The sequence below is a fragment of the Aldersonia sp. NBC_00410 genome (genome assembly GCF_026342035.1).
Lineage (GTDB): Bacteria > Actinomycetota > Actinomycetes > Mycobacteriales > Mycobacteriaceae > Aldersonia.
Window position 1 is genome coordinate 195929 of record NZ_JAPENM010000007.1, and the last position, 20118, is coordinate 216046.

Genomic DNA, 20118 nt, shown 5'->3' on the forward strand with positions numbered 1-20118 from the left:
GCAATCAGCGACTCGCGTATTCGACCATCGGCTCGGTGGCCAACACCCCGCCGTCGCCGTCCACGATCGTGAGCGACGACCGAGTAACGACGTACCGCGTTCCGTCCACCGGGTTGGTCACGGTGAACCCGGAGCCGATCGAGACCGCATCGTCGAGCTCGATGCTCAGTCCGTCACTCACTCGCACGCCCTTGTAGTAGTACCTCCCGCCACCGGTCAGGCAGACAACCACCAGCGATTTCGTTGTCCGGCCAATCGCCATCGCGGGGTCCGTCGAGTTGCACCGTGCCGAGGCCGGGGACAGGAAGCCCTGTTCGTCGGCTCCCGCGACCGACCCGATCAGTGGAGGCACTCTTGGGGTGGTGGTGGTCCGAACTTGCGACGGAGGGACTTCCACCGTCGGTGCGCGCACGGCGGGCGCCACAAGACCGGTCGTCGGACCAGTCGCCCGGTCCGCAGAGTCGGCACGCTGCAGCAAGAGCCACGTAACGATGCCGCCGAGCGCGATCACAACGACGATGAGCAGCGTCAACAACACCGGAATCGTGCTGGAATGCTTCGTGGGAAGCGGCTGCTGATATCCGACCGCGACGGCGGGCGGCAACATCGCACCAGCGGGCGGCAGCACGGCCGTCTCCTCGAGCCGGCGGGTAAGTGCTCCCGCCGACTCCGGATGCGCCCCGGTCAACGCAGATTGGGCCGCGCGGGCGAACTCGCCACTAGTCGGATATCGATCGGCCGGACGCTTCGCCATCCCGCGGGCGATCACGGTGTCGAAGCCGGGCGGCACACCCCGCGCGAGCGTGCTGGGTCGTGGCGCCGGCATTTCGAGGTGGGCCCGCATTACCGCGCTGGGCGACGAAGCCGGGTACGGACGCGATCCGGTGAGGGCCTCGTGCAGGACGCAGGCCAGCGAGTAGGTGTCGGCTCGGCCGGTGACAGGGGTGTCGTCGAATCGCTCGGGCGCCATATAGGCATACGTTCCGAGCGTGCTCCCCTGCGCGGTGAGCGATAGGTCGCGGGCGCCGGTCGCGATGCCGAAATCGACCAGGTAGGCGAAGTCGCTCCCGTCACCGACGACGAGGATGTTCTCCGGCTTGATATCGCGGTGCACCAGACCGGTCTCGTGCGCGGCGTCGAGTGCCGCCGCGACCTGACTGATGATCAGCACCGCCCGGTCCGGTTGTAGCCGCCCTGCCTTGTCCAGCAGTGCCCGCAGACTCTGGCCCAGGACGAGGCGCATGTCGATGTAGAGCATGCCGCCGATCTCGCCCCAATCATGGATGGGGATCACGTGCGGCTCGGTCAACACCGCCGCGCTCTGCGCCTCCCGTCGAAATCGCTGGACGAAAGCTGCATCCCGGGCAAGATCGTCGGGCAACAGCTTCAAGGCGACAACACGTTGCTTCACGGTGTCGTAGGCCTCGTACACATCGCCCATCCCGCCGCTGCCCAGCAGCGACCTCAGGTGATACGTGCCGAGTTGGGTCCCCACCCGCGTTTGTGCGGCCACCCGCCGATTGTCCATCCGCGCGCGGGGTGGGGGAGCCGAACCCGAACAGCGCTTTCCGATCACCCTGATTCGAACTCTCTCCGGGCCGGGCACGGGTGGCGCAAAGCCGCGTCACGGCTCCTTTTCCGCAGCTGGGCGCCCACACCGACCGGCGCAAAGCGTCGACCGCACCCCTGCCTCGCTCGCGGCCGCTCCAGCCCTCCGAAATTCGCCACTACCGTGCTATTCGTCCTGGTCAGTGACTACAACGGAGGCACGGTGGCGGTCGAACCCACGCCCATCCGGCGGCCGCGCGCGGATCGCGCGCGGCAGGTGGCGGACGTACTCCGGCAGCAAATCCATGCCGGCGCATTCGATCGGACGCTGCCGTCCGAGCAGCACCTCGCTGCCGAATTCGCGGCCTCGCGCAACACCGTGCGCGACGCCCTGGCACTGCTCAAGGACGAGGGGCTGATCGACCGGGCACCCAAGGTCGGCACCCATGTCGCGCAACGCAAGGTCGATCACGGCCTGGACGCGCTCACCGGCCTGAAGGAGACGCTGAAGGGATACGGCGAGGTCCGCAACGAGGTGCGCTCCGCCGGTCCGGTCACGCCACCGCCCGCGGTCGCGCGGCGGCTCGAGCTCGCGCCCGGCGAGGAAGCGATCTTCGTCGAACGCTTGCGCTATCTCGGCGACCTGCCGCTCAGCCTGGACCTCACCTATCTCGCGCCCGATATCGGCAACGAGATCATCACCCGCGACCTCGAGCACAACGACATCTTCACGCTCATCGAGGAGATCAGCGGAGGCCCGCTCGGGTCGGCCGACCTGGCGATGGAGGCCATCACCGCGGACGCGCATTCGGCGGCCACACTGCTCGTGCCCGACGGCGCCGCGCTGCTGCTGCTGGAGCGACTCACCCGCCTCGATGACAACCGCCCCGTCGACCTCGAATACATCCGCATGCGCGGCGACCGAGTCACCATGCGCAGCAGTCTTATTCGCGACACCACGAGTTGGGAGCTCACCTGATGGCACTGGTCAACCAGCGCGCCGACGTCCCCGTCACGATCGACGAGTCACTGTGCATCGAAGGCTGCACGCTCTGCGTGGATATCTGCCCGCTCGACTCGCTGGCCATCAACCCGGACAACGGCAAGGCGTTCATGCACGTCGACGAGTGCTGGTACTGCGGGCCGTGCGCCGCGCGGTGCCCGACCGGTGCGGTCACCGTCAACATGCCGTATCTGATTCGCTGAAGGCACCGAGGAAACCATGAAACACACTGCCCTAAAAAGCGTTGTCCCCCTTGCATTGATCGCGTCCCTCGCGCTGGCCGGTTGCTCGCTGGAGGACACCGGTTCCGCCGATTCCGTCCGGGTCGTCGTCGGCTACCAGTCCAAGACCATCAACACCGTCACCGCAGGAACGCTGCTGAAGGCGCAGGGTTACCTGGAGCAACGGCTGCAGCAGCTCACCGACGACGGTGGCCCGAAATATCAGGTGGAGTGGCAGGACTACGACACCGGCGCCCCGATCACAGCGCAGATGGTCGCGGAGAAGATCGACATCGGCTCGATGGGCGACTACCCGCTGCTCATCAACGGTTCCCGCACGCAGGCCAACGAGCGCTCGAAGACCGAGTTCGTCTCCGTCACCGGGTACAACCCCAAAGGCGCACTCAATATGGTTGTCGTCGCACCGAACTCACCGGCGCGGCAATTAAGTGACCTGGCCGGGCAGAAGGTCTCGGCCAGTGTCGGCTCCGCCGGCCACGGCACGCTGGTGCAGGCATTGAGCCGCAACGGTATCGACCCCGCCAACGGCGTCGAGGTGCTCAACCAGCAACCACAGGTCGGTGCCTCCGCCCTGGAATCCGGTCAGGTCGCCGCTCTTTCGCAGTTCGTCGCCTGGCCGGGATTGCTCGTCTTCCAGGACAAGGCGAAGCTGCTCTACGACGGCGCCGAGCTGAACGTGCCCACCTTCCACGGTGTCGTGGCCCGCGAGGACTACACCGCCCAGCATCCCGAGGTGCTCGACGCGTTTCTGCAGGCACAGGCGGACGCCACCGAGTTCATCCACGAGAAGCCGCTCGAGGCAGCGCAACTCGTCGCCGACGGTTCGGGTCTGCCGCCCGAGGTGGTCTACCTCTACAACGGCCCCGGCGGCACATCTTTCGACACCACGCTCAAGCCGAGCCTGATCGAAGCCTTCAAAGGCGATGTGCAGTACCTGAAGTCGATCGGCGATTTCGCCGAGCTGAACATCGATACGTTCGTGAACGACGAGCCGCTGCAGAAGGTGTTCGCGGAGCGTGGCGACGACTACGCGGCAGCGGTCGCCGAGACCGGCAACCTCACCACCGGTTCCGGAAACGAGCTGTGGCTCGACGGCGCGGACACCACCCAGCCCGTCGAGAATCCGACCGCGCTGCTGAGTGCGGTGAAGACTGCTCGGACGGCGGGGAAGACGGAGCGCGCGGCCTACGTCCTCGATGCCGAGCTCGGCACCCGCTGGTTCGCGGACAAGGCGGTCTGGGTCAAGGACACGGAGACAGGAGCGGAGCCTGCGGAGCGACCAAAGGCACAGTTCGTGCCCTTCACGACCGAGGCGGCGGCGCAGCGGTACCTGACGCAGCATCCCGGCGGGACCATCGTCGGCTACGACCAGGCCGTCGCGGAGGTCCGGCCATGACCGCGACGCTCACCGGCGCCGACGGGGCGGTACAGACCGCTCCGGTGGAGCCGCTGCGCCGCAGGTCCGGTCGTTCGGTCTGGCGCTCGCGCGCCATCCGGCTGACTTCGGTCGCCACGGCAATCGTCGCGTGGCAGTTGCTGACCGCCAACGATGTGCGCCTCTGGCTGCGGTTCGACACACTGCCGACGGTTACCGACGTGCTCGACGCGTTCGGGCAGCAGCTCGGTACCGACCTGTACTGGATGGATCTCGGCCAGTCGCTGATCCGGATCCTCACCGGCTTCGGAATCGCTGCCGTGGTGGGCATCTCCGCGGGTATCGCATTGGCCAGGTCGGGTCTGTTCGCCGACACGTTCGGCCCGCTCGCCGAGTTGGCCCGACCGATCCCGGCCATCGCGGTCGTCCCGGTGGCAATCCTGGTGTTCCCGTCCGATGAGGCAGGCATCGTCTTCATCACCTTCCTCGCCGCGTTCTTCCCGATCATGGTCAGCACCCGGCACGCCGTGCACGCACTGCCGACACTGTGGGAGGACTCGGTGCGGACACTCGGCGGCGGCCGTTGGGACGTGCTGTTCCGCGTCGTGCTGCCCGGCAGCCTGCCTGGCGTGTTCGGCGGCCTGTCCGTCGGCATGGGCGTCGCGTGGATCTGCGTCATCTCCGCCGAAATGATCTCCGGCCGACTCGGTGTCGGGTACCGCACCTGGCAGGCCTACACCATCGTCGACTATCCGGGGGTGTTCGTCGGCATCATCACCATCGGCATCCTCGGCTTCCTCACTTCCGCCGCGGTCGAACTCGTCGGCCGGCGAGCGACCCGATGGCTGCCGCGAGTCCAGGAGGCCACTCGATGACCACCGCCCTCAGCACCGGGCTGCGTCTGCAACTCGACCGGGTCACGCTGTCCTACACCGGCGAACCCGTGGTTCGGGACCTGAGCCTGGACGTCCGGCCCGGTGAAATCCTCGTCCTCACCGGACCGTCCGGATGTGGCAAGTCGACCGTGCTGCGTGCGTTGGCCGGACTGCTCGCACCCGATGCGGGCCGGGTGCTGGCCGACGAGGAACCCGTGACAACCACCTCTCGCGATCGGGCCGTGGTCTTCCAGGACAATGCGCTGCTGCCGTGGCGCACCGTTCGGTCCAATATCGATCTGGCACTGAAACTGCGCGGGATCCCTCGCCACGATCGCCGTGCCGCCGCCGAGCGCTGGATCGACGAGGTCGGGCTCACCGGTTTCGGTGACTACCTGCCGAAGAGTCTGTCCGGCGGGATGCGGCAGCGGGTTCAGCTCGCTCGCGGGCTGGCCGGCGCGCCCCGAGCCGCGATGATGGACGAGCCGTTCGGCGCACTCGACACCCAGACCCGCGCGACCATGCAGCGGCTATTGATCGACACCTGGCGCGCGCATCCGACCACCGTCGTGTTCGTGACCCACGACGTCGACGAGGCACTGCTGCTCGGTGACCGGGTCGCCGTCCTCGGGCGCGCGGGTCACCCACTGCGTGCCGTGCTCGATGTCCCCACCCCGCGCACGGTGCTCGACCGGACCGCCGTGCGACGCGAACTACTTGCTGCTCTGGAGAACTGAATGCACATCCCCGACCTCGCCGACACGGTCCGCATGGATTGCGACGTGCTCGTCATCGGTGGCGGCACCGCGGGCACCATGGCCGCACTCACCGCGGCAGAGCACGGCGCGGATGTGCTGCTGCTGGAGAAGGCGCACGTGCGCCACTCCGGCGCGCTGGCGATGGGCATGGACGGCGTCAACAACGCGGTCATTCCCGGCAAGGCCGAACCCGAGGACTACGTCGCCGAGATCACCCGGGCCAACGACGGAATCGTCAACCAGCGCACCATCTATCAGACCGCCACGCGCGGCTTCGCGATGGTGCAACGACTCGAGCGCTACGGCGTCAAGTTCGAGAAGGACGAGTACGGCGAGTACGCCGTGCGCCGGGTGCATCGCTCGGGTTCGTATGTGCTGCCCATGCCCGAAGGCAAGGACGTGAAGAAGGCGCTGTATCGCGTTTTGCGGCAACGCAAGATGCGCGAGCGGATCCGGATCGAGAACCGGCTCATGCCGGTACGCGTGCTGACCCGAGACGGCCGGGCCGTAGGTGCCGCGGCGCTGAATACCCGCACCGGTGAATACGTAGCGGTCGGTGCGAAGACGGTGATTCTCGCGACCGGCCCGTGCGGGCGCCTCGGCCTGCCCGCGTCGGGCTATCTCTACGGCACCTACGAGAATCCGACGAACGCGGGTGACGGCTACGCGATGGCCTATCACGCCGGGGCGGAACTGAGCGGGATCGAATGCTTTCAGATCAACCCGCTGATCAAGGATTACAACGGTCCGGCATGCGCCTACGTCGCCAATCCTTTCGGCGGCTACCAGGTCAACGCGCTCGGTGAGCGGTTCGTCGACTCCGATTACTGGTCCGGTCAGATGATGGCCGAGGTCAAACAGGAGATCGAATCAGCCCGTGGTCCAATCTATTTGAAGGTGTCGCATCTGCCGCCGGAGACCCTCGACACGCTGGAGGGCATTCTGCACACCACGGAGCGGCCGACCCGGGGCACGTTCCACAGCAACCGCGGACACGACTACCGAACCCATGACATCGAGATGCATATCTCCGAGATCGGCTTGTGCAGTGGGCATTCTGCGTCCGGCGTGTGGGTGGACGAGCATGCGCGGACGACGGTGCCCGGCCTGTACGCCGCCGGGGATCTCGCCTGCGTGCCGCACAACTACATGATCGGTGCGTTCGTATACGGCGATCTGGCCGGCGAGCACGCCGCGTCGACAGTTGCCGATCTTGCCGCGCCGGACGATCTGCCGGCCGATCAGCTCGCCGATGCGCACGAGCTGATCTACCGTCCGCTGCGCAACCCGGCCGGGCCGCCGCAGCCACAGGTCGAATACAAGTTGCGCCGGTTCGTCAACGACTATGTCGCGCCGCCGAAGACGGCCAACAAGCTCGCCATTGCGGTGGAGACGTTCGATCGGATGCGCGACGAGATCGGCGAGATGGGCGCCGCGACACCGCACGAGCTGATGCGCTGCGCCGAGGTGACGTTCATTCGCGACTGCGCGGAGATGGCGGCCCGATCGTCCCTGACCCGCACCGAGTCTCGGTGGGGGCTCTACCACGACCGGGCCGACCTACCCGAGCGCAACGACGAGGAATGGCGCTACCACCTCAACCTGCGTCGCGGTGCGGACGGGTCGATGGAGTTCCTGAAGCGCCCGGTGGCGCCGTATTTCGTGCCGGTACCCGGCCTCGACGATCTCCCGTCGGGGGAGCAGCACCCCATTCCGGTCGAGACACCGCACGTGCACAGTGGGCGCGCGCCGGAAGCACCTGCGCGAGTGCGGCCGGCGGGTGCATCGGTGCCGCCACCGTCACCACGCATCGTCGCCCTGCTCGCACTCGATTCGCCGATCCTGGCCGAGTTGGCGCCCTATCTCGGCGACCCGGACCCCGGTGTCCGCGCGACCGCGGTCTCCGTGCTGACCGAGGGCACCCCGGACGGCTGGGCCCAACCACTGGTTGCGGCACTACAGGATTCGGACCCGGTGGTGCGGCTGCGTGCCGCCGAGGCGCTGCGTGAACTCGTCGAGGTGCTGCCCTCGGCAGGGGGACTGGCCGAGCACGCCGACGCCGCCGATCCGGTGGTACGGGCGGTGGTCATCGACGTGCTGCGCGCGCTGCACGCCGGTACCCCGGGCCTGTTCGCGAAGGCGACCGTCGATCCGGATCATCGCGTCCGCATCGAGGGGGCCCGCGCGCTGGTGTCGCTCGACGACTGGGAGTCGTTGGCTGCGATCGCCGATGACGAGAATCGCGAAGTTCGCATCGCGGTGGCGCAGGGGCTGGCCACGATCGGACGCGGTGGGGTCGAGTCGATTCGCGGGCTCACCCTGGACCGCGATCCGCTTGTGCGCGCGGCCGCCTTCGCCGCGTTCGCCGGGGTCGGTTGTGCCGACGAGGATGCCGCGGCGCTGGCCGCGGCGCTGCGCGAGTCGGCCTGGCAGGTACGCCAGGGCGCCGCCCGCGGATTCGCCGGCTCGGTCGTCGGTCTCGCGGCGGATCCGCTGACGGACGCGCTGGGCGATCCGCACCTCGACGTGCGCAAGGCGGCGGTGCTCACGCTCGCGCAGTGGCGCCACGATCCGAGCGTGCGCGCTGCGCTGGAATCGGCCGGCTCCGACGTCGACGCCGACGTTCGTGCCTATGCCAGGCGGGCCATCGCCTGAATCCGCCGCTGCCGCGCTGCGAAACCGACACGCCGGTCGATTAACCTGGTTCCCCAACCAGCGCGGAGGAGTGCCGATGGACGACGAGTCACCCGCGGAACGCGTCGGCTCCCGGGTCGGAAACTATCAGCTCCGCGAACTGCTCGGCACCGGGCGGCTCGGCACGGTGTACGAGGCAGGCGATGTCGCGACCGAGCAGGTGGTCGCGGTCAAGCTGATGTCGCCGGACCTCGCTGCCGACCCCGCCTACCGCGGGCAGTTCCACCGGGCAAATGACATCGCGGCCCGACTCCCGGAGCCGCACGTGGTGCCGATTCACGATTGGGGTGCGATCGGCGACGACGTGCTCTTCCTGGAGATGGAGCGGGTCGAGGGTCACGACCTGCGTCGGCTGCTCGCCACCCAGGGGCCGATGTCGGTCGAGCAGGCGGTCGCAGCGATCGAGCAGGTGGCCACCGCGCTCGACGCCGCGCATGCCGCAGGTCTCGTGCACGGCGACGTGAAACCGGCGAACCTGCTGCTCACCCGCAGTGGCTTCTGGCAGGTGACGGATTTCGGTCTGCTGCCCGACGGGTCGGGCGCGAGCACCGGCACACCGGCATACCCACCTCCCGAGTACACGCCCGGAGCCGCGGCCACGCCGAGCGCCGATGTGTACGCGCTGGCGTGTGTGCTGCACGAGGCGATCACCGGTAAACCGCCGGGTCCGGCCTCGCCCGCAGGCGGGACGTCGGCGTTCGGGCAGGTCATCGAGCGCGGTGTGGCGACCGCTCCGGGCGATCGGTTCCCCACCGCCGGTGATTTCGCGCGGGCCGCCCGCCATGCGCTGCCGGCACCGTCGGCGTCTGTCCCGCCCCCACCGCCCCCACCGCCCCCGCCGATGGAACCGGAGCCGCACGCCTGGTCCGCGGCCCCCGAGCCACCGACCGCGGCGTGGCCGCCATCGCCACCCCCGCAGTCCCAGCCGCCGGTCTACGCCGAACCACCACGGCGCCGCTCGGTGGTGTTCCCGGTGCTGATCGGCGCTCTCGTCGTCGCACTGCTGGCGCTCACGGGCGTGGTCGTGTGGCTGCTCTTCACCGGAACCAACAATGACAACGACAACACCGCACAGACGACGACCACACAGTCCGCGCAGCCCAACCGAGCGACCGCGACGGCGCCCACACCGAGCAGTGCACCACCCGCGGCCTTGCCTGCCGGTGCAACCCCGTGCGCCGGGTCGGGCGGCGGAGCGCTCACCAAGTCGGCGATCGGCAACACGGTCACCTCATGTCCGTTCGCCGAGGAGGTCCGCAACGCGTACAACGCCGGTGGCCCGCCGAGTTCGCAACCGCGGCAGGTCGTCGCGATCAGCCCGGTGACCGGACAGTCGTACACGATGTCGTGCGCACCGTCGGGACGGTTGGTCACCTGCACCGGGGGAAATGGTGCGGTCGTCCATCTGTACTGACCGAAACGCTACGCGGGTTTGGCTTTTCGCAACGATTGCCGCATTGCTTGCGTTGACGGGGTGCACCACCGATCCGGAGCCGGTGCCGCCCACGACCGCCGTGGCGACACCGCCCGCCACGCCGTCCACGAGTGCGTTCGTGTCACAACCGGTGGTGGACGGCTTCGCTCAGCTGGAGCCGTCGCTGCCGGGGGTGGTGGGCATCGCGGTCGCGCCGGTCGGTGGCTCGACAGCGACCGTGGCGGGGGCGTGGAGCACTGGTGTCGCCTGGTCGACGATCAAGGTTCCGCTCGCACTCGCGGCGCTTCGCGCCAACGGTGAATCGGCCGCATCACTCGCGGATTCGGCCATCATGGCGTCCGATAATGCTGCAGCCGAGGGTCTTTGGTCGCTGCTCGGGGATCCGCCGACCGCCGCGCAGGCCGTCGGAGCGGTACTCGCCGAGTCGGGGGACAGCACCACACACGTCCAGTCCGAACGGGTCCGCCCGGAGTTCACCGCGTTCGGTCAGACCGAATGGAGCCTGGCCGCGCAGGCGCTGTTCACCGCACACCTGCCGTGCCTGCCCGGAGCCGACGCGGTCACCGCGCGGATGGCCACGTTGATCCCGGACCAGCAATGGGGACTCGCGCGAATCGACGGCGCCGTGTCGAAGGCCGGCTGGGGGCCGGGCGAGGACGGCAAATACCTGGTGCGGCAGCTCGCCGTCCTCAGCGCACCGCAGGGGCAGAGTGCGGTGACGGTGGCCGTCGAGCCGGAGTCGGGGAACTTCGCCGACGGTATCGCGATCCTCGACCGAGTTGCCGCATGGCTGGGAGACCATCTCGATCTGCTGCCGTACGGCATATGCGCGTGAGGGCAGGCGGGCCGATCAGTTCGGCGAGGTCGCAGCCTGGAAGCCGAAGCCGTCGGGATCGGTGGTCGCCGAGTTCCCGGCGCCTATGACGAGTCGGTGCGAGCCGCTTCCCTCGATATCGACACCGGCGTCCTTCGCCAGGCCCTTGCGCCCGTAAAGGCCGAGTGTGATCCCCTGGGCCGGCTGCGTGAACTGGACGTACTTGCGGCCGTAGCTCTTTGCCACCTCGAAACCGTGCTCGATGTAGAACTGTTTGCTCGCCGCCACGTCGTCGGCGCCCAGAAGGAGGACGACGTCGTCGGTGACCCGCAGCGGTGCGCCGGTGGGCTTCTTCTTCGACGTGGCGACCTTCCAGATCGTTCCGTCCGGTGCCTCGATCACCCCGCCGTAGCCCCAGAACGACTTCTTGGCGGGCTTGATCTCCTTCGCCCCGGCCTCGATAGCCGGCCCAAGGAACGAGTCGACGACCGCCGAATCGGCGACGACGAGTGAGAGCACGCAGCCGCGAAACCCGGATGTCGGTGCGGTCGACGCACGGAACCGGAGCAGATCGCCCAGGCCGAAAGCCCTGTCGTAGAACCGCTTCGCCGAATCGATATCGGCCACTTCGAGGGTGATGTACTCGATTGTCGTTGTCATGCGGTCCACGGTAGGAGCAGTGGGATCGGCGATGCTTCTCGATTCCTGATCGATGATCCTGGGATAAACCCACCGAATCAGGCCGCCGCAGTGAGGTGGTCGATGATGCCGTCGAGGTCGTCTTTGAATAGTTCGTGACGAAATTCGTGCCCCCCGGGCACCCGGCGAACGACGGGTGCGATGCCCGCCGCCCCGAGCTTGGCGACGAAGTCGTCCTGTCCGCCGCGGACTTCGAGCTCGTTGAGGAGGCTGAATACGTCGAACGGGTTCGGACTGTCGCCGGCGACCAGGAAGATTCGCTTGCCTTGGTAGGAACCGATGTTGTCGACCGGATCGTCGGCCGTGATTCGTGCACCGTCCCATGGCATGCCGTAGACCATGCCGCCGCCGAGTTCGAGGACCGAGGACGTTGCGTTCGCCCAATTGGCGACGACCCCGAAATTGCGGCGCAGACTGGCGGGCCCGGAGTGTGCGCTGACCGAAGCGAACAGGCCGGGATACTTCGCCATGTACTTCAGTGCGCCGAAGCCACCCATCGAGAAGCCCGCAACGGCACGGCCATCGCAGTTGTCGAAGGTCCGAAAGGTGTCGGTTATCCACGGGATCAGCTCGGTTATGTGAAACGTTTCCCAGTTGCGCAGGCCGAAAACCGGATTGAACGAGACCGGGTCGGAGTACCAGCCGGCCCGTCCACCGTCGGGCATCACGATGATGATGGGTTTGCCGACGGTCAGCGCACGAATGTCGTGCACCATGTCGAAGGTTCGAAAATCCTCGTTTCCGCCGTGCATGAGGTAGAGGACCGGGTAGCGCTTTTGGTCGCCGTCGTAGCCAGTGGGCAGCAGGACATTGACACCCGGATTCCAGCCGATAGCGCCACTCGAGAGCCGGTAGTACCTAAGACGCGCGTCGATCGCAAGGTCGCTGAGCACGGTGATTGCCATGTCCGCGACGCTAGAGCGGCGCGGCGGTCATGACGCGCGTAGTGCACTACTCGATTCCGCGCGTATGACCGCTGCACAACGAAGGCCCGGCGGGCCGCTGACCTGCACGGTCAGACCAGCTCCAAGTCCTCCGCGCTCCAGACCGCCTTCATGCTGGTGATCTTGGCGTCCTCGTCGAACTCCATGATGTCGATCGGGGCCAGGTTCATGGTCTGCTCGCCGGCCTTCGTGGACAGGCGGAACCAGAACGCGGCGACATTGCCACCGATCCGGGTCGTCAGCAGCTCGGTTTCCTTTTCGAGCGGCTCGAGGATCTGGTAGAACTCGCGAATCGCCTGGTGCCCGTGCCGCGGCTCGGTGCCGATCGGGTCTTCGACGACCGCATCGGGCGCGTACAGGTTGACGATTTCCTCGGTTGCGCCTGCGCCTACGAGCTTCACGTACTGCTCGACGACGGTGCGGATCTGGTCAGCTGATGGCATGGTTGTGGGCCTCCTCTCGGCGAAATGTAACACGTTCCAGTTTCGCCGAGAAGGGGCCGCGGGCAGATCAGGCGACGACGTTGACCATCCGGCCGGGCACGACGATCACCTTGCGCGGCGCCTTGCCTGCGAGCAGGGCGGCGATCTTCTCGTCCGCGAGAGCGAGGGCCTCCACCTCGTCTGCGGTGGCGTCGGCCGGGACGGTGATCTTGCTGCGCACCTTGCCGTTCACCTGAATCGGGTACTCCACGGTGTCGGCCACGAGATACTTCGGGTCCGCGACCGGGAACGGTCCGTGCGCCAGCGACGTCGTGTGCCCGAGTCGTCCCCACAGCTCCTCGGCAAGGTGCGGGGCGAGCGGCGCGAGCATCAGCACGAGCGGTTCCACCGCGGCCCGCGGCGCACCGTCGGGGTACTGCTTGGTGAGGTGATTGTTCAGCTCGATCAGCTTGGCGCCGGCCGTATTGTCCCGCAGCGCCGTGTAATCCGCGGTGACGCCGTCGATCGTCTTGTGCAGCACGCGCAGCGTCTCGTCCGACGGCTCGGCGTCGCCGACCCGCAGCGCGCCCGATTCCTCGTCGACGACGATCCGCCAGATCCGTTGCAGGAACCGGTGCGCGCCGACAACGTCCTTGGTCGCCCACGGCCGCGACTGATCCAGCGGACCCATCGACATCTCGTAGAACCGGAACGTGTCCGCCCCGTACAGGTCGTACATCTCGTCCGGCGACACCGCGTTCTTCAGCGACTTGCCGATCTTGCCGTACTCCTGGAACACCTCGGCGCCGTTGTAGAAGAACCTGCCATCCTGCTCAACGACCTCCTCCGCGGGCACGTAGGAGCCACGCGAATCGGTGTAGGCGAAGGCCTGGATATAGCCCTGGTTGTACAGCCGGCGGTACGGCTCCCAGGAACTCACGAAGCCCAGATCGAACAGGACCTTGTGCCAGAACCGCGAATACAGCAGGTGCAGCACGGCATGCTCGACGCCGCCGACGTACAGGTCGAGACCACCGGGATCGTTGGGTCCGTGCAGCTCCGGCCGCGGCCCCATCCAATACGCCTCGTTCTCCTTGGCGCAGAACGTATCCGGATTGTGCGGGTCGATGTAGCGCAGCTGGTACCAGCAGCTGCCCGCCCACTGCGGCATCACGTTGGTGTCGCGGGTGTAGTGCTGCAGGCCGTCGCCGAGGTCGAGTTCGACATCGACCCAATCACTCGCCTTCGCCAACGGCGGGGACGGCTCCGAGGCCGCGTCGTCCGGGTCGAACGACACTGGCGCGAACTCCTCGACATCGGGAAGCAGCACCGGCAGTTCGGTTTCCGGCAGCGCGATCGGCGCACCCGAGGCGTCGTAGACGATCGGGAACGGTTCACCCCAGTACCGCTGTCGCGCGAACAACCAGTCGCGCAGCTTGTACTGGATGGTGCCGGTGCCGTGCCCGTCGGCCTCCAGATGCTCGATCACCTTCGCCTTGGCGGCGTCGACACCGAGACCGTCGAGATAGCCGGAGTTCACCAGCGCCCCGTCGCCCGAATACGCCGACTCGGTGACGTCGCCGCCCGAGATGACCTCGATGATCGGTAGGCCGAACGCGGTGGCGAACTCCCAGTCGCGCTGATCGTGTCCCGGCACGGCCATGATCGCGCCGGTGCCGTATCCGCTCAGCACATAGTCGGCGACGAACACAGGGACCTGTGCGCCATTGACCGGGTTCGTGGCATACGCGCCGAGGAAGACGCCGGTCTTCTCCTTGTTCTCCTGCCGCTCCAGATCGGACTTTGCCGCAATGTCCTTGCGGTAAGCCGCGATTGCCTCGATCGGGCTCGGCGCGCCGTAGGTCCAGCGCTCATCGACATCGGCCGGCCACTGCGCGGCCGCGATCCGGTCGACCAACTCGTGCTCCGGTGCGAGCACGACGTACGTCGCACCGAACAGGGTGTCGGGGCGAGTCGTGAACACCTCGACCTCGTGTCCGTCGGCGACGAACCGCACCTGCGCACCGTGCGAGCGCCCGATCCAGTTGCGCTGCATGGTCTTGACCTTTTCCGGCCAGTCCAGGTGGTCCAGATCGTCGACCAGGCGGTCGGCATAGGCGGTGATCCGCATCATCCACTGCTTGAGCTGCTTGCGGAACACCGGGAAGTTGCCGCGGTCGCTGCGGCCCTCGGCGGTGACCTCCTCGTTGGCCAGCACGGTGCCCAGCCCGGGGCACCAGTTGACCAGCGAAACCGACTGCTGCACAAGCCGGTACGAATCGATCACCGCGCGACGGTCGGCGACGGCGAGGTCGTCCCACGAACGGCCGTCCGGTAGTGCGCGCGTGCCTGCCGCGAACTCGGCTTCGAGCTCGTCGATCCGGCGGGCCCGGTTCAGGTCGGTGTCGTACCAGGCGTTGTAGATCTGCAGGAAGATCCACTGCGTCCAGTGGTAGAAGTCCGGATCGGTGGTCGCCACCGAGCGACGCTGGTCGTGGCCGAGGCCCAGGCGCTGCAGCTGGCGCTGCATGTTCGCGATATTCGCCTCGGTCGTGATCCGCGGGTGCGTGCCGGTCTGCACGGCGTACTGCTCGGCCGGCAAGCCGAACGCGTCGTAGCCGAGGGTGTGCAGCACGTTGCGGCCGCGCATGCGATGGAAGCGGGCGAAGACGTCGGTGGCGATATAGCCGAGCGGATGCCCGACGTGCAGCCCGGCACCGGAGGGATAGGGGAACATGTCCTGCACGAACAGCTTGTCGGCTGGTACTTCAGCCGGGTCCGCGGGAGCGAGCGGACCCACCGGGTTGGGCGCCTCGAACGTCCCGCGCTCGCGCCAGCGCTCCTGCCACCGGCGTTCGATCTGCCCGGCGAGTTGCGCGTTGTAGCGATGCTGCGGCTCGTCACTCACAACGGTGGAGTCGGGCATCTCGGGATTCGGCACGACGCGTCTCTCTGCTCGGCGGGGAGTTTCGTGTATCCAGGGTAGGCGGCGGGGCGGTGTGACCTGCACCCGATATGGTCACCTGCGATTCGGCCGCCTGCGCGGCGCCCCGTATCCTGGTTCGGTGCTCGTCGTCGCAGTTGTCTTGTTCATCCTGTCCGTCGCCGCCATCGGATGCGGTGTCGCGGCCCTGATCGGACGGCTACCGCGGAACCGCTGGGTCGGCATCCGCACGCCGCACACCATGCGCAGCGAGGAAGCCTTCCGGGCTGCGAACCGGATTGCCGCCCCGACCACCATCACCGCGGGCATCCTGCTCGCCGTGGGTGGCGGTGCCGCGCTGGCCTTCGACGGCATCCTGGCCACCGTCGGCGTCGTCGTCGCGGTGGTCTGCGCCGTCGTCAACGCGGGAAACGGCAGTGCACTGGGCAATCGCGCCGCCGAGGCGATCACCGCCTCCGCCGGCGCCGGCGCCTGCGGAAACTCCTGCGGCGCGTGCTCGCTCAAGGACACCTGCCAGCCGTCCTGAGCCCGGATCCGCCAAACCGAACGTGTGGCCGACGGCGAGCCGTCCATGCTGTGCTTGACTGCACACCCGTGACCACCCGACGCGTCTTCGATCCCTGGGGAGTGGCGTTCGGTCTCGTCCTCCCACTGCTCGCCGCGGCCGGCGGACTTCTGCTCACCCTGCTGTGGGAATCCCGGCTGCCGGAGCGGATCGTCGTGCATTGGGGCAGCGCCGGGCCCGAGGACTACTCGGAGCCGATGACCTCCAGCTGGGTATTCGCGCTGGCCATTGTGTTCGTCGGTGGCGGCTGTTCCGCGTTCTCGGCGCTCGCGCAGGCGTTGCTGACGTGGCGCCGGATCATGCTGGTCGCCGGCCTGACCGTGACCGGTCTGCTCAGCACACTGCAGGTCGCGATCCTGGCGGTGCAGCTCGACGCCGTCGCGGGCGAGGACATCCAGCTACCGAGCGCCGCGATCGCGCTCGGCATTGTCAATGGATTCGCGATCGGCGCGGTCGGGGCGGCCCTGCTGCGCGACTACCGCATCCGGGTGCCCGCGCTCGACCCGCCGGACCCCCGGTTGCCCCGCGGCCCGGCGCAACCGATCAAGATCGTCGGCGGCTTCGGTGTGGTCGGGCTCGTCGTCATCGCCGCGCTCGGCATCGGGTGTGCGCTCCTTGCCTGTGCCACGGTCGGCACCAGCTGGCCGCTGTGGATCGCGCTGCCGGTCATCGTGCTCATCCTGGCCGGGCTGCGTTTCGACATAACTGTGGACGGTGCCGGCGTGCGGGTGCGCAATTTCGGCCTGACCTCGTTCGAGCTCAACCTCCAGGAGATCACCGGCGCGCGGCTCACCCACGTCGCGGCGTTCAAGGATTTCGGTGGCTGGGGCCTGCGGGCCAAGGGACCCGGCCGCTACGGCGTGATCACCAAGACCGGGCCCGCGGTGGAGATCGGCACCGCGTCCGGCCTGACGCTGACCATCACCTCCGAGCGTGCCGACGCCATTGCCGGCGCACTCAACTCTTTTGCGGCCCAGCAGCGCGGCTGAGCGCGCGCCGCACCGCAGGTCCTACTTGCCCGGCCCGGCGAGCTGTTCCTCCAGCAGCGCCGCGACCACCGCACGCCCGGCGTCCGGATCGCCGACCGCGATCCGCGCACTCCCGTTCGGATAGCTCTTCGCGACGATCCCGGCCCGCCGCAGCGCGGGTGCGATCTCTGGCCCGTCCAGATACAGGAAGTTGGCGTGGCTTTCGGGCACCACGACACCGAGCCTGCGCAGGGTGGCGGCGAGCTGTTCGCGTTCGGTGGTGATGGCACGGACCCGCTCGCGCAGTTCGGCCTCGGCCGCGTAGGAGGCACGCACCGCGGCCACCGCCGCCGCGTTCATCCCGAATGGGATCTGCCAGCGCCGGATCCGGGCCGCGAGCTCCCGCGCCGCCACCGCGTAGCCGATCCGCAAGCCCGCAAGCCCATAGGCCTTCGAGAAGGTACGCAGCACAAGCACATTCGGGTAGCGCCGGATCAGGCGGACCACGTCGAGGGTGTCCGATGGGTGCAGGAACTCCACATAGGCCTCGTCGAGCACCACCACCACTCGGCGCGGTACCGCGGCAAGGAACGCTTGCAGTTCGCTTGCCGAGACCAGCGTCCCGGTGGGATTGTGCGGGCGACACACCACCGCGACCCGGGTCCGCGGCCCGATCGCCCGGACCATCGCCCACAGATCCTGGCGCCCCAACCCGTCGAGGGCGACGGTGGTGGCCCGCACCCCGGCGATCCCGGCCATGATCGGGTAGCCGTCGAAGGTGGGGGTGGCGAACACCATGTCCTCACCGGATCCGATCAGCGCCTGCATGATCTGCATCGCCACTCCGGTCGCGCCCCCACCGACCACTATCTGTTCCGGCCCGACCCCGATCCGATTCCCGATCACCCGCGGCAGCTGCTCGGGCAGGAACTCCGGGTACCGATTCACCTGCGCCATCATCCGGTTCAGCTCATCGAGCACCGGTGGCAGTGGCGGGTAGGGGTTTTCGCTCAACCCCAGCTCGTACCGTTGCTGCACCGGTTTGGTGTACGGCCGAGTGTCGTCGAACGTGCCTGTGCTCATGCCGCGTTGGCTCCCCATCGCACTGCCGCGGCCCCGGCAAAATCGCCGGCATGCGCGAACGCCGACATCAACACCAGCGCACCGTTCGGGATCCGGCCCGCCCGGTTCTCGGTATCCAGCGTCACCGGGATGCCCGCTCCGAACAGGTTTCCGCACTCGTCGAAGGTGTCCGGGTGCTTCTCGGCCGGGATCTCGAGCGCGTCGTGCCAGTTCCGCAGGAACAACCGGTTCGGCTGATTGGTGACGAGCAGGTCGACGTCACCGCTCTTCGCGTCGATCTGCTTCAGCATGGCGTAGCCGGCCTCCGGGACGAGCTGGTTGCCGCGGGTGAAGACCTTCGCGATCTTCGACTCGGTGAATCCGATGGTGGGCTGGCCGATACCGGGCTCCCAGTATTTACGAATCGGTTCGCCCGCCGGCACTCCGACCCCCTCGAAGGTCATGTCACCCGCGTACTCCGGATAGGTGCGGCAGTGCGTGCCGAGGATCGGCGCGTCCTCCGACTTCACCAGCAGACCGACGCCGCAGCCGTCGCCCGGCACCGGCGCGAACGCAAGCTTGCGGATCTCGCTCTGCGTCATCGACGGTCCGGCGGCATTTTGCACCGCCGCGATCATCGCCGTCTTGGCATCGGTGGTCTGCAGGATCTTCTGCGCGAGCGCCATCATGTGCACGAACGAGGCGCACCCGCTGTTGTGCACGTCCACAACCCAATCCGGCCGAATACCGAGCCGCCGGGCGACCTCGGGTCCACAGCCGAGCACCGGATTGTCGGGCAACTGCACGTGCGTGAGCAGCACGTCGACGTTGGCGAGGGTGTCGGTGCCGTGGCGTTCGCGCAGTCCCGCCGCGGCGCGTTCGACCATGTCCACCGCCGTCTCGTCGCGCGCGACGTGATGGCGGTTCTTCGGTGAGCGGAACATGACGTTCTTCGCCATTCGCTCGGACCGGGAAAACTGCGTGAAATACTCCGTCGGGACGCGGTTTTCGGGCAGGTAGCTCGCCACGTCCAGCAGGCTGATGGTGGGCATGTTGGTCTCGTTCATTCGGCTCTCGCTCACTTCATCCAGTCGGGCTTGATCGGCAGGCCGTTGTCCGCGCGGTACTCGCAGATCGCCTTGAGGTTGTCCATCTCCATCTGATGGCCGGCGTAGAACAGATCCCAGCCGTCGCCCACCCACACCGGCCGTTGCGGCGGAGCGGTCTCCGGGTAGGGGTTCTCGTCGTAGAACGGGTGCTTGCAGTTCACCCACGTCACCACGCTGCCGGGCTTGTTCAGCACCAGTTGTGCATCGACGACGCGCATCAGGTAGATCATCCAGAGGTGCTTGCCCTGATCCCAGGCACAGTGATAGTCGACGGTCATCGCGTCCGGGTTGGCGACGGTGCGGCAGTAGCATTTGGTCTGTCCACCGACCCGGTCGAACGACTCCCAGAGGCCCGGCTCGTCGGTTTCGACGAATCCGCGCAGGCTATAGGTCCACTCCTCCAAACTTCTTGTGTCCGAAAGGTATTCGTACACCTCGCGCGGTGGTGCGGCGATGTAGGCGTTGATCGGGCAGAACTCGCCGAACATCTGGTCGTGTGGGTAGACCGAACGCGTCCGGTCGAAGATGATCTCCTTGGCAACGTCCTTGTCGGCGTTCTCGATCCGGATCACGCCGGGCAGAACCTGGGGGATGTCGGTCAGTGCGGGTAGTGCGGTGGAGGTGGTCACGGTGGGTTCTCCTGGGTTCGGGGTTGCTGGTG

At 67.6% G+C, this 20118-nt stretch carries 17 protein-coding genes and 1 pseudogene; 10 read left to right on the top strand and 8 right to left on the bottom strand.

All coding sequences use genetic code 11. The features are described from left to right. Positions 1 to 4: 4 nt before the first annotated feature. Complete coding sequence (locus tag OG921_RS17500; protein WP_266113767.1) at positions 5 to 1513, bottom strand: serine/threonine-protein kinase; 1509 nt, start codon at positions 1511 to 1513, stop codon at positions 5 to 7. Between the two features lie 258 nt (positions 1514 to 1771). Between OG921_RS17500 and OG921_RS17505 the strand changes: the two genes are divergently transcribed. The 8 genes from OG921_RS17505 to OG921_RS17540 all read left to right on the top strand — a co-directional run bounded on the left by OG921_RS17505 (position 1772) and on the right by OG921_RS17540 (position 10765). After that, positions 1772 to 2527 carry a GntR family transcriptional regulator gene (locus OG921_RS17505; RefSeq protein WP_266113768.1) on the top strand — a complete coding sequence of 252 codons (756 nt, stop codon included), beginning with the start codon at positions 1772 to 1774 and terminating at the stop codon, positions 2525 to 2527. Then, the gene (locus OG921_RS17510; protein WP_266113769.1) at positions 2527 to 2754 is read left to right on the top strand and encodes a ferredoxin family protein; all 228 of its coding nucleotides are present in this window, start codon (positions 2527 to 2529) and stop codon (positions 2752 to 2754) included. Before OG921_RS17505 ends, OG921_RS17510 begins: the two co-directional genes overlap by 1 nt. A gap of 16 nt (positions 2755 to 2770) precedes the next feature. Then, positions 2771 to 4189 (top strand): ABC transporter substrate-binding protein, encoded by a 1419-nt coding sequence (locus tag OG921_RS17515; RefSeq protein ID WP_266113770.1) that lies wholly within the window; start codon positions 2771 to 2773, stop codon positions 4187 to 4189. Further along, positions 4186 to 5043, top strand: a complete 858-nt coding sequence (locus tag OG921_RS17520; RefSeq protein ID WP_266113771.1) for an ABC transporter permease — start codon at positions 4186 to 4188, stop codon at positions 5041 to 5043. The genes OG921_RS17515 and OG921_RS17520 overlap by 4 nt, the downstream gene beginning before the upstream one ends. After that, positions 5040 to 5780 carry an ABC transporter ATP-binding protein gene (locus OG921_RS17525; RefSeq protein WP_266113772.1) on the top strand — a complete coding sequence of 247 codons (741 nt, stop codon included), beginning with the start codon at positions 5040 to 5042 and terminating at the stop codon, positions 5778 to 5780. Before OG921_RS17520 ends, OG921_RS17525 begins: the two co-directional genes overlap by 4 nt. Beyond that, a complete protein-coding gene (locus OG921_RS17530) occupies positions 5781 to 8456 on the top strand; it encodes a fumarate reductase/succinate dehydrogenase flavoprotein subunit (protein WP_266113773.1) in 2676 nt (891 codons plus the stop codon). 76 nt (positions 8457 to 8532) lie between these two features. Next, complete coding sequence (locus OG921_RS17535) at positions 8533 to 9909, top strand: serine/threonine-protein kinase (RefSeq protein WP_266113774.1); 1377 nt, start codon at positions 8533 to 8535, stop codon at positions 9907 to 9909. Between the two features lie 43 nt (positions 9910 to 9952). Continuing rightward, positions 9953 to 10765, top strand: a complete 813-nt coding sequence (locus OG921_RS17540) for a hypothetical protein (protein ID WP_266113775.1) — start codon at positions 9953 to 9955, stop codon at positions 10763 to 10765. A 15-nt stretch (positions 10766 to 10780) separates the two neighbouring features. Here the strand turns inward: OG921_RS17540 and OG921_RS17545 are convergent, their stop codons facing one another. From OG921_RS17545 to leuS, 4 genes and pseudogenes are all read right to left on the bottom strand, one after another. Then, positions 10781 to 11404 (bottom strand): glyoxalase, encoded by a 624-nt coding sequence (locus tag OG921_RS17545; protein WP_266113776.1) that lies wholly within the window; start codon positions 11402 to 11404, stop codon positions 10781 to 10783. A gap of 77 nt (positions 11405 to 11481) precedes the next feature. After that, positions 11482 to 12315 (bottom strand): annotated as a pseudogene (locus OG921_RS17550) (alpha/beta hydrolase); the annotation flags it as partial. Positions 12316 to 12458: 143 nt separating this feature from the next. After that, entirely contained in the window at positions 12459 to 12830 is a 372-nt protein-coding gene (locus tag OG921_RS17555) for a nuclear transport factor 2 family protein (protein WP_266113777.1), read from the bottom strand. A gap of 67 nt (positions 12831 to 12897) precedes the next feature. Then, positions 12898 to 15735, bottom strand: coding sequence for a leucine--tRNA ligase (gene leuS / locus OG921_RS17560; RefSeq protein WP_266113778.1), 2838 nt, complete (start codon positions 15733 to 15735; stop codon positions 12898 to 12900). Between the two features lie 139 nt (positions 15736 to 15874). Here leuS and OG921_RS17565 point away from each other — a divergent pair, with 139 nt between their 5' ends. Both OG921_RS17565 and OG921_RS17570 read left to right on the top strand, forming a co-directional pair. After that, the gene (locus tag OG921_RS17565; RefSeq protein WP_266113779.1) at positions 15875 to 16279 is read left to right on the top strand and encodes an SdpI family protein; all 405 of its coding nucleotides are present in this window, start codon (positions 15875 to 15877) and stop codon (positions 16277 to 16279) included. 68 nt (positions 16280 to 16347) lie between these two features. Then, the gene (locus tag OG921_RS17570) at positions 16348 to 17307 is read left to right on the top strand and encodes a DUF1648 domain-containing protein (protein ID WP_266113780.1); all 960 of its coding nucleotides are present in this window, start codon (positions 16348 to 16350) and stop codon (positions 17305 to 17307) included. Between the two features lie 21 nt (positions 17308 to 17328). Here the strand turns inward: OG921_RS17570 and OG921_RS17575 are convergent, their stop codons facing one another. Genes OG921_RS17575 through OG921_RS17585 form a run of 3 tightly spaced genes read right to left on the bottom strand, consistent with a single transcriptional unit; the run spans position 17329 to position 20086 of the window. Beyond that, positions 17329 to 18369 (bottom strand): aminotransferase class I/II-fold pyridoxal phosphate-dependent enzyme, encoded by a 1041-nt coding sequence (locus OG921_RS17575; RefSeq protein WP_266113781.1) that lies wholly within the window; start codon positions 18367 to 18369, stop codon positions 17329 to 17331. After that, positions 18366 to 19400 carry a 3-oxoacyl-ACP synthase III family protein gene (locus OG921_RS17580; RefSeq protein WP_266113947.1) on the bottom strand — a complete coding sequence of 345 codons (1035 nt, stop codon included), beginning with the start codon at positions 19398 to 19400 and terminating at the stop codon, positions 18366 to 18368. The genes OG921_RS17575 and OG921_RS17580 overlap by 4 nt, the downstream gene beginning before the upstream one ends. 26 nt (positions 19401 to 19426) lie before the next feature. After that, positions 19427 to 20086, bottom strand: a complete 660-nt coding sequence (locus OG921_RS17585; protein ID WP_266113782.1) for an SRPBCC family protein — start codon at positions 20084 to 20086, stop codon at positions 19427 to 19429. Positions 20087 to 20118 lie beyond the last annotated feature (32 nt).

Excerpts from the sequence above, each read along its gene's own strand:
- OG921_RS17580 (WP_266113947.1), bottom strand. The coding sequence starts at position 19,400 with ATGCCCACCATCAGCCTGCTGGACGTGGCGAGCTACCTGCCCGAAAAC.
- OG921_RS17530 (WP_266113773.1), top strand. The coding sequence starts at position 5,781 with ATGCACATCCCCGACCTCGCCGACACGGTCCGCATGGATTGCGACGTG.
- OG921_RS17510 (WP_266113769.1), top strand. The coding sequence starts at position 2,527 with ATGGCACTGGTCAACCAGCGCGCCGACGTCCCCGTCACGATCGACGAG.
- OG921_RS17515 (WP_266113770.1), top strand. The coding sequence starts at position 2,771 with ATGAAACACACTGCCCTAAAAAGCGTTGTCCCCCTTGCATTGATCGCG.
- leuS (WP_266113778.1), bottom strand. The coding sequence starts at position 15,735 with ATGCCCGACTCCACCGTTGTGAGTGACGAGCCGCAGCATCGCTACAAC.
- OG921_RS17545 (WP_266113776.1), bottom strand. The coding sequence starts at position 11,404 with ATGACAACGACAATCGAGTACATCACCCTCGAAGTGGCCGATATCGAT.
- OG921_RS17535 (WP_266113774.1), top strand. The coding sequence starts at position 8,533 with ATGGACGACGAGTCACCCGCGGAACGCGTCGGCTCCCGGGTCGGAAAC.
- OG921_RS17575 (WP_266113781.1), bottom strand. The coding sequence starts at position 18,369 with ATGAGCACAGGCACGTTCGACGACACTCGGCCGTACACCAAACCGGTG.
- OG921_RS17520 (WP_266113771.1), top strand. The coding sequence starts at position 4,186 with ATGACCGCGACGCTCACCGGCGCCGACGGGGCGGTACAGACCGCTCCG.
- OG921_RS17555 (WP_266113777.1), bottom strand. The coding sequence starts at position 12,830 with ATGCCATCAGCTGACCAGATCCGCACCGTCGTCGAGCAGTACGTGAAG.
- OG921_RS17525 (WP_266113772.1), top strand. The coding sequence starts at position 5,040 with ATGACCACCGCCCTCAGCACCGGGCTGCGTCTGCAACTCGACCGGGTC.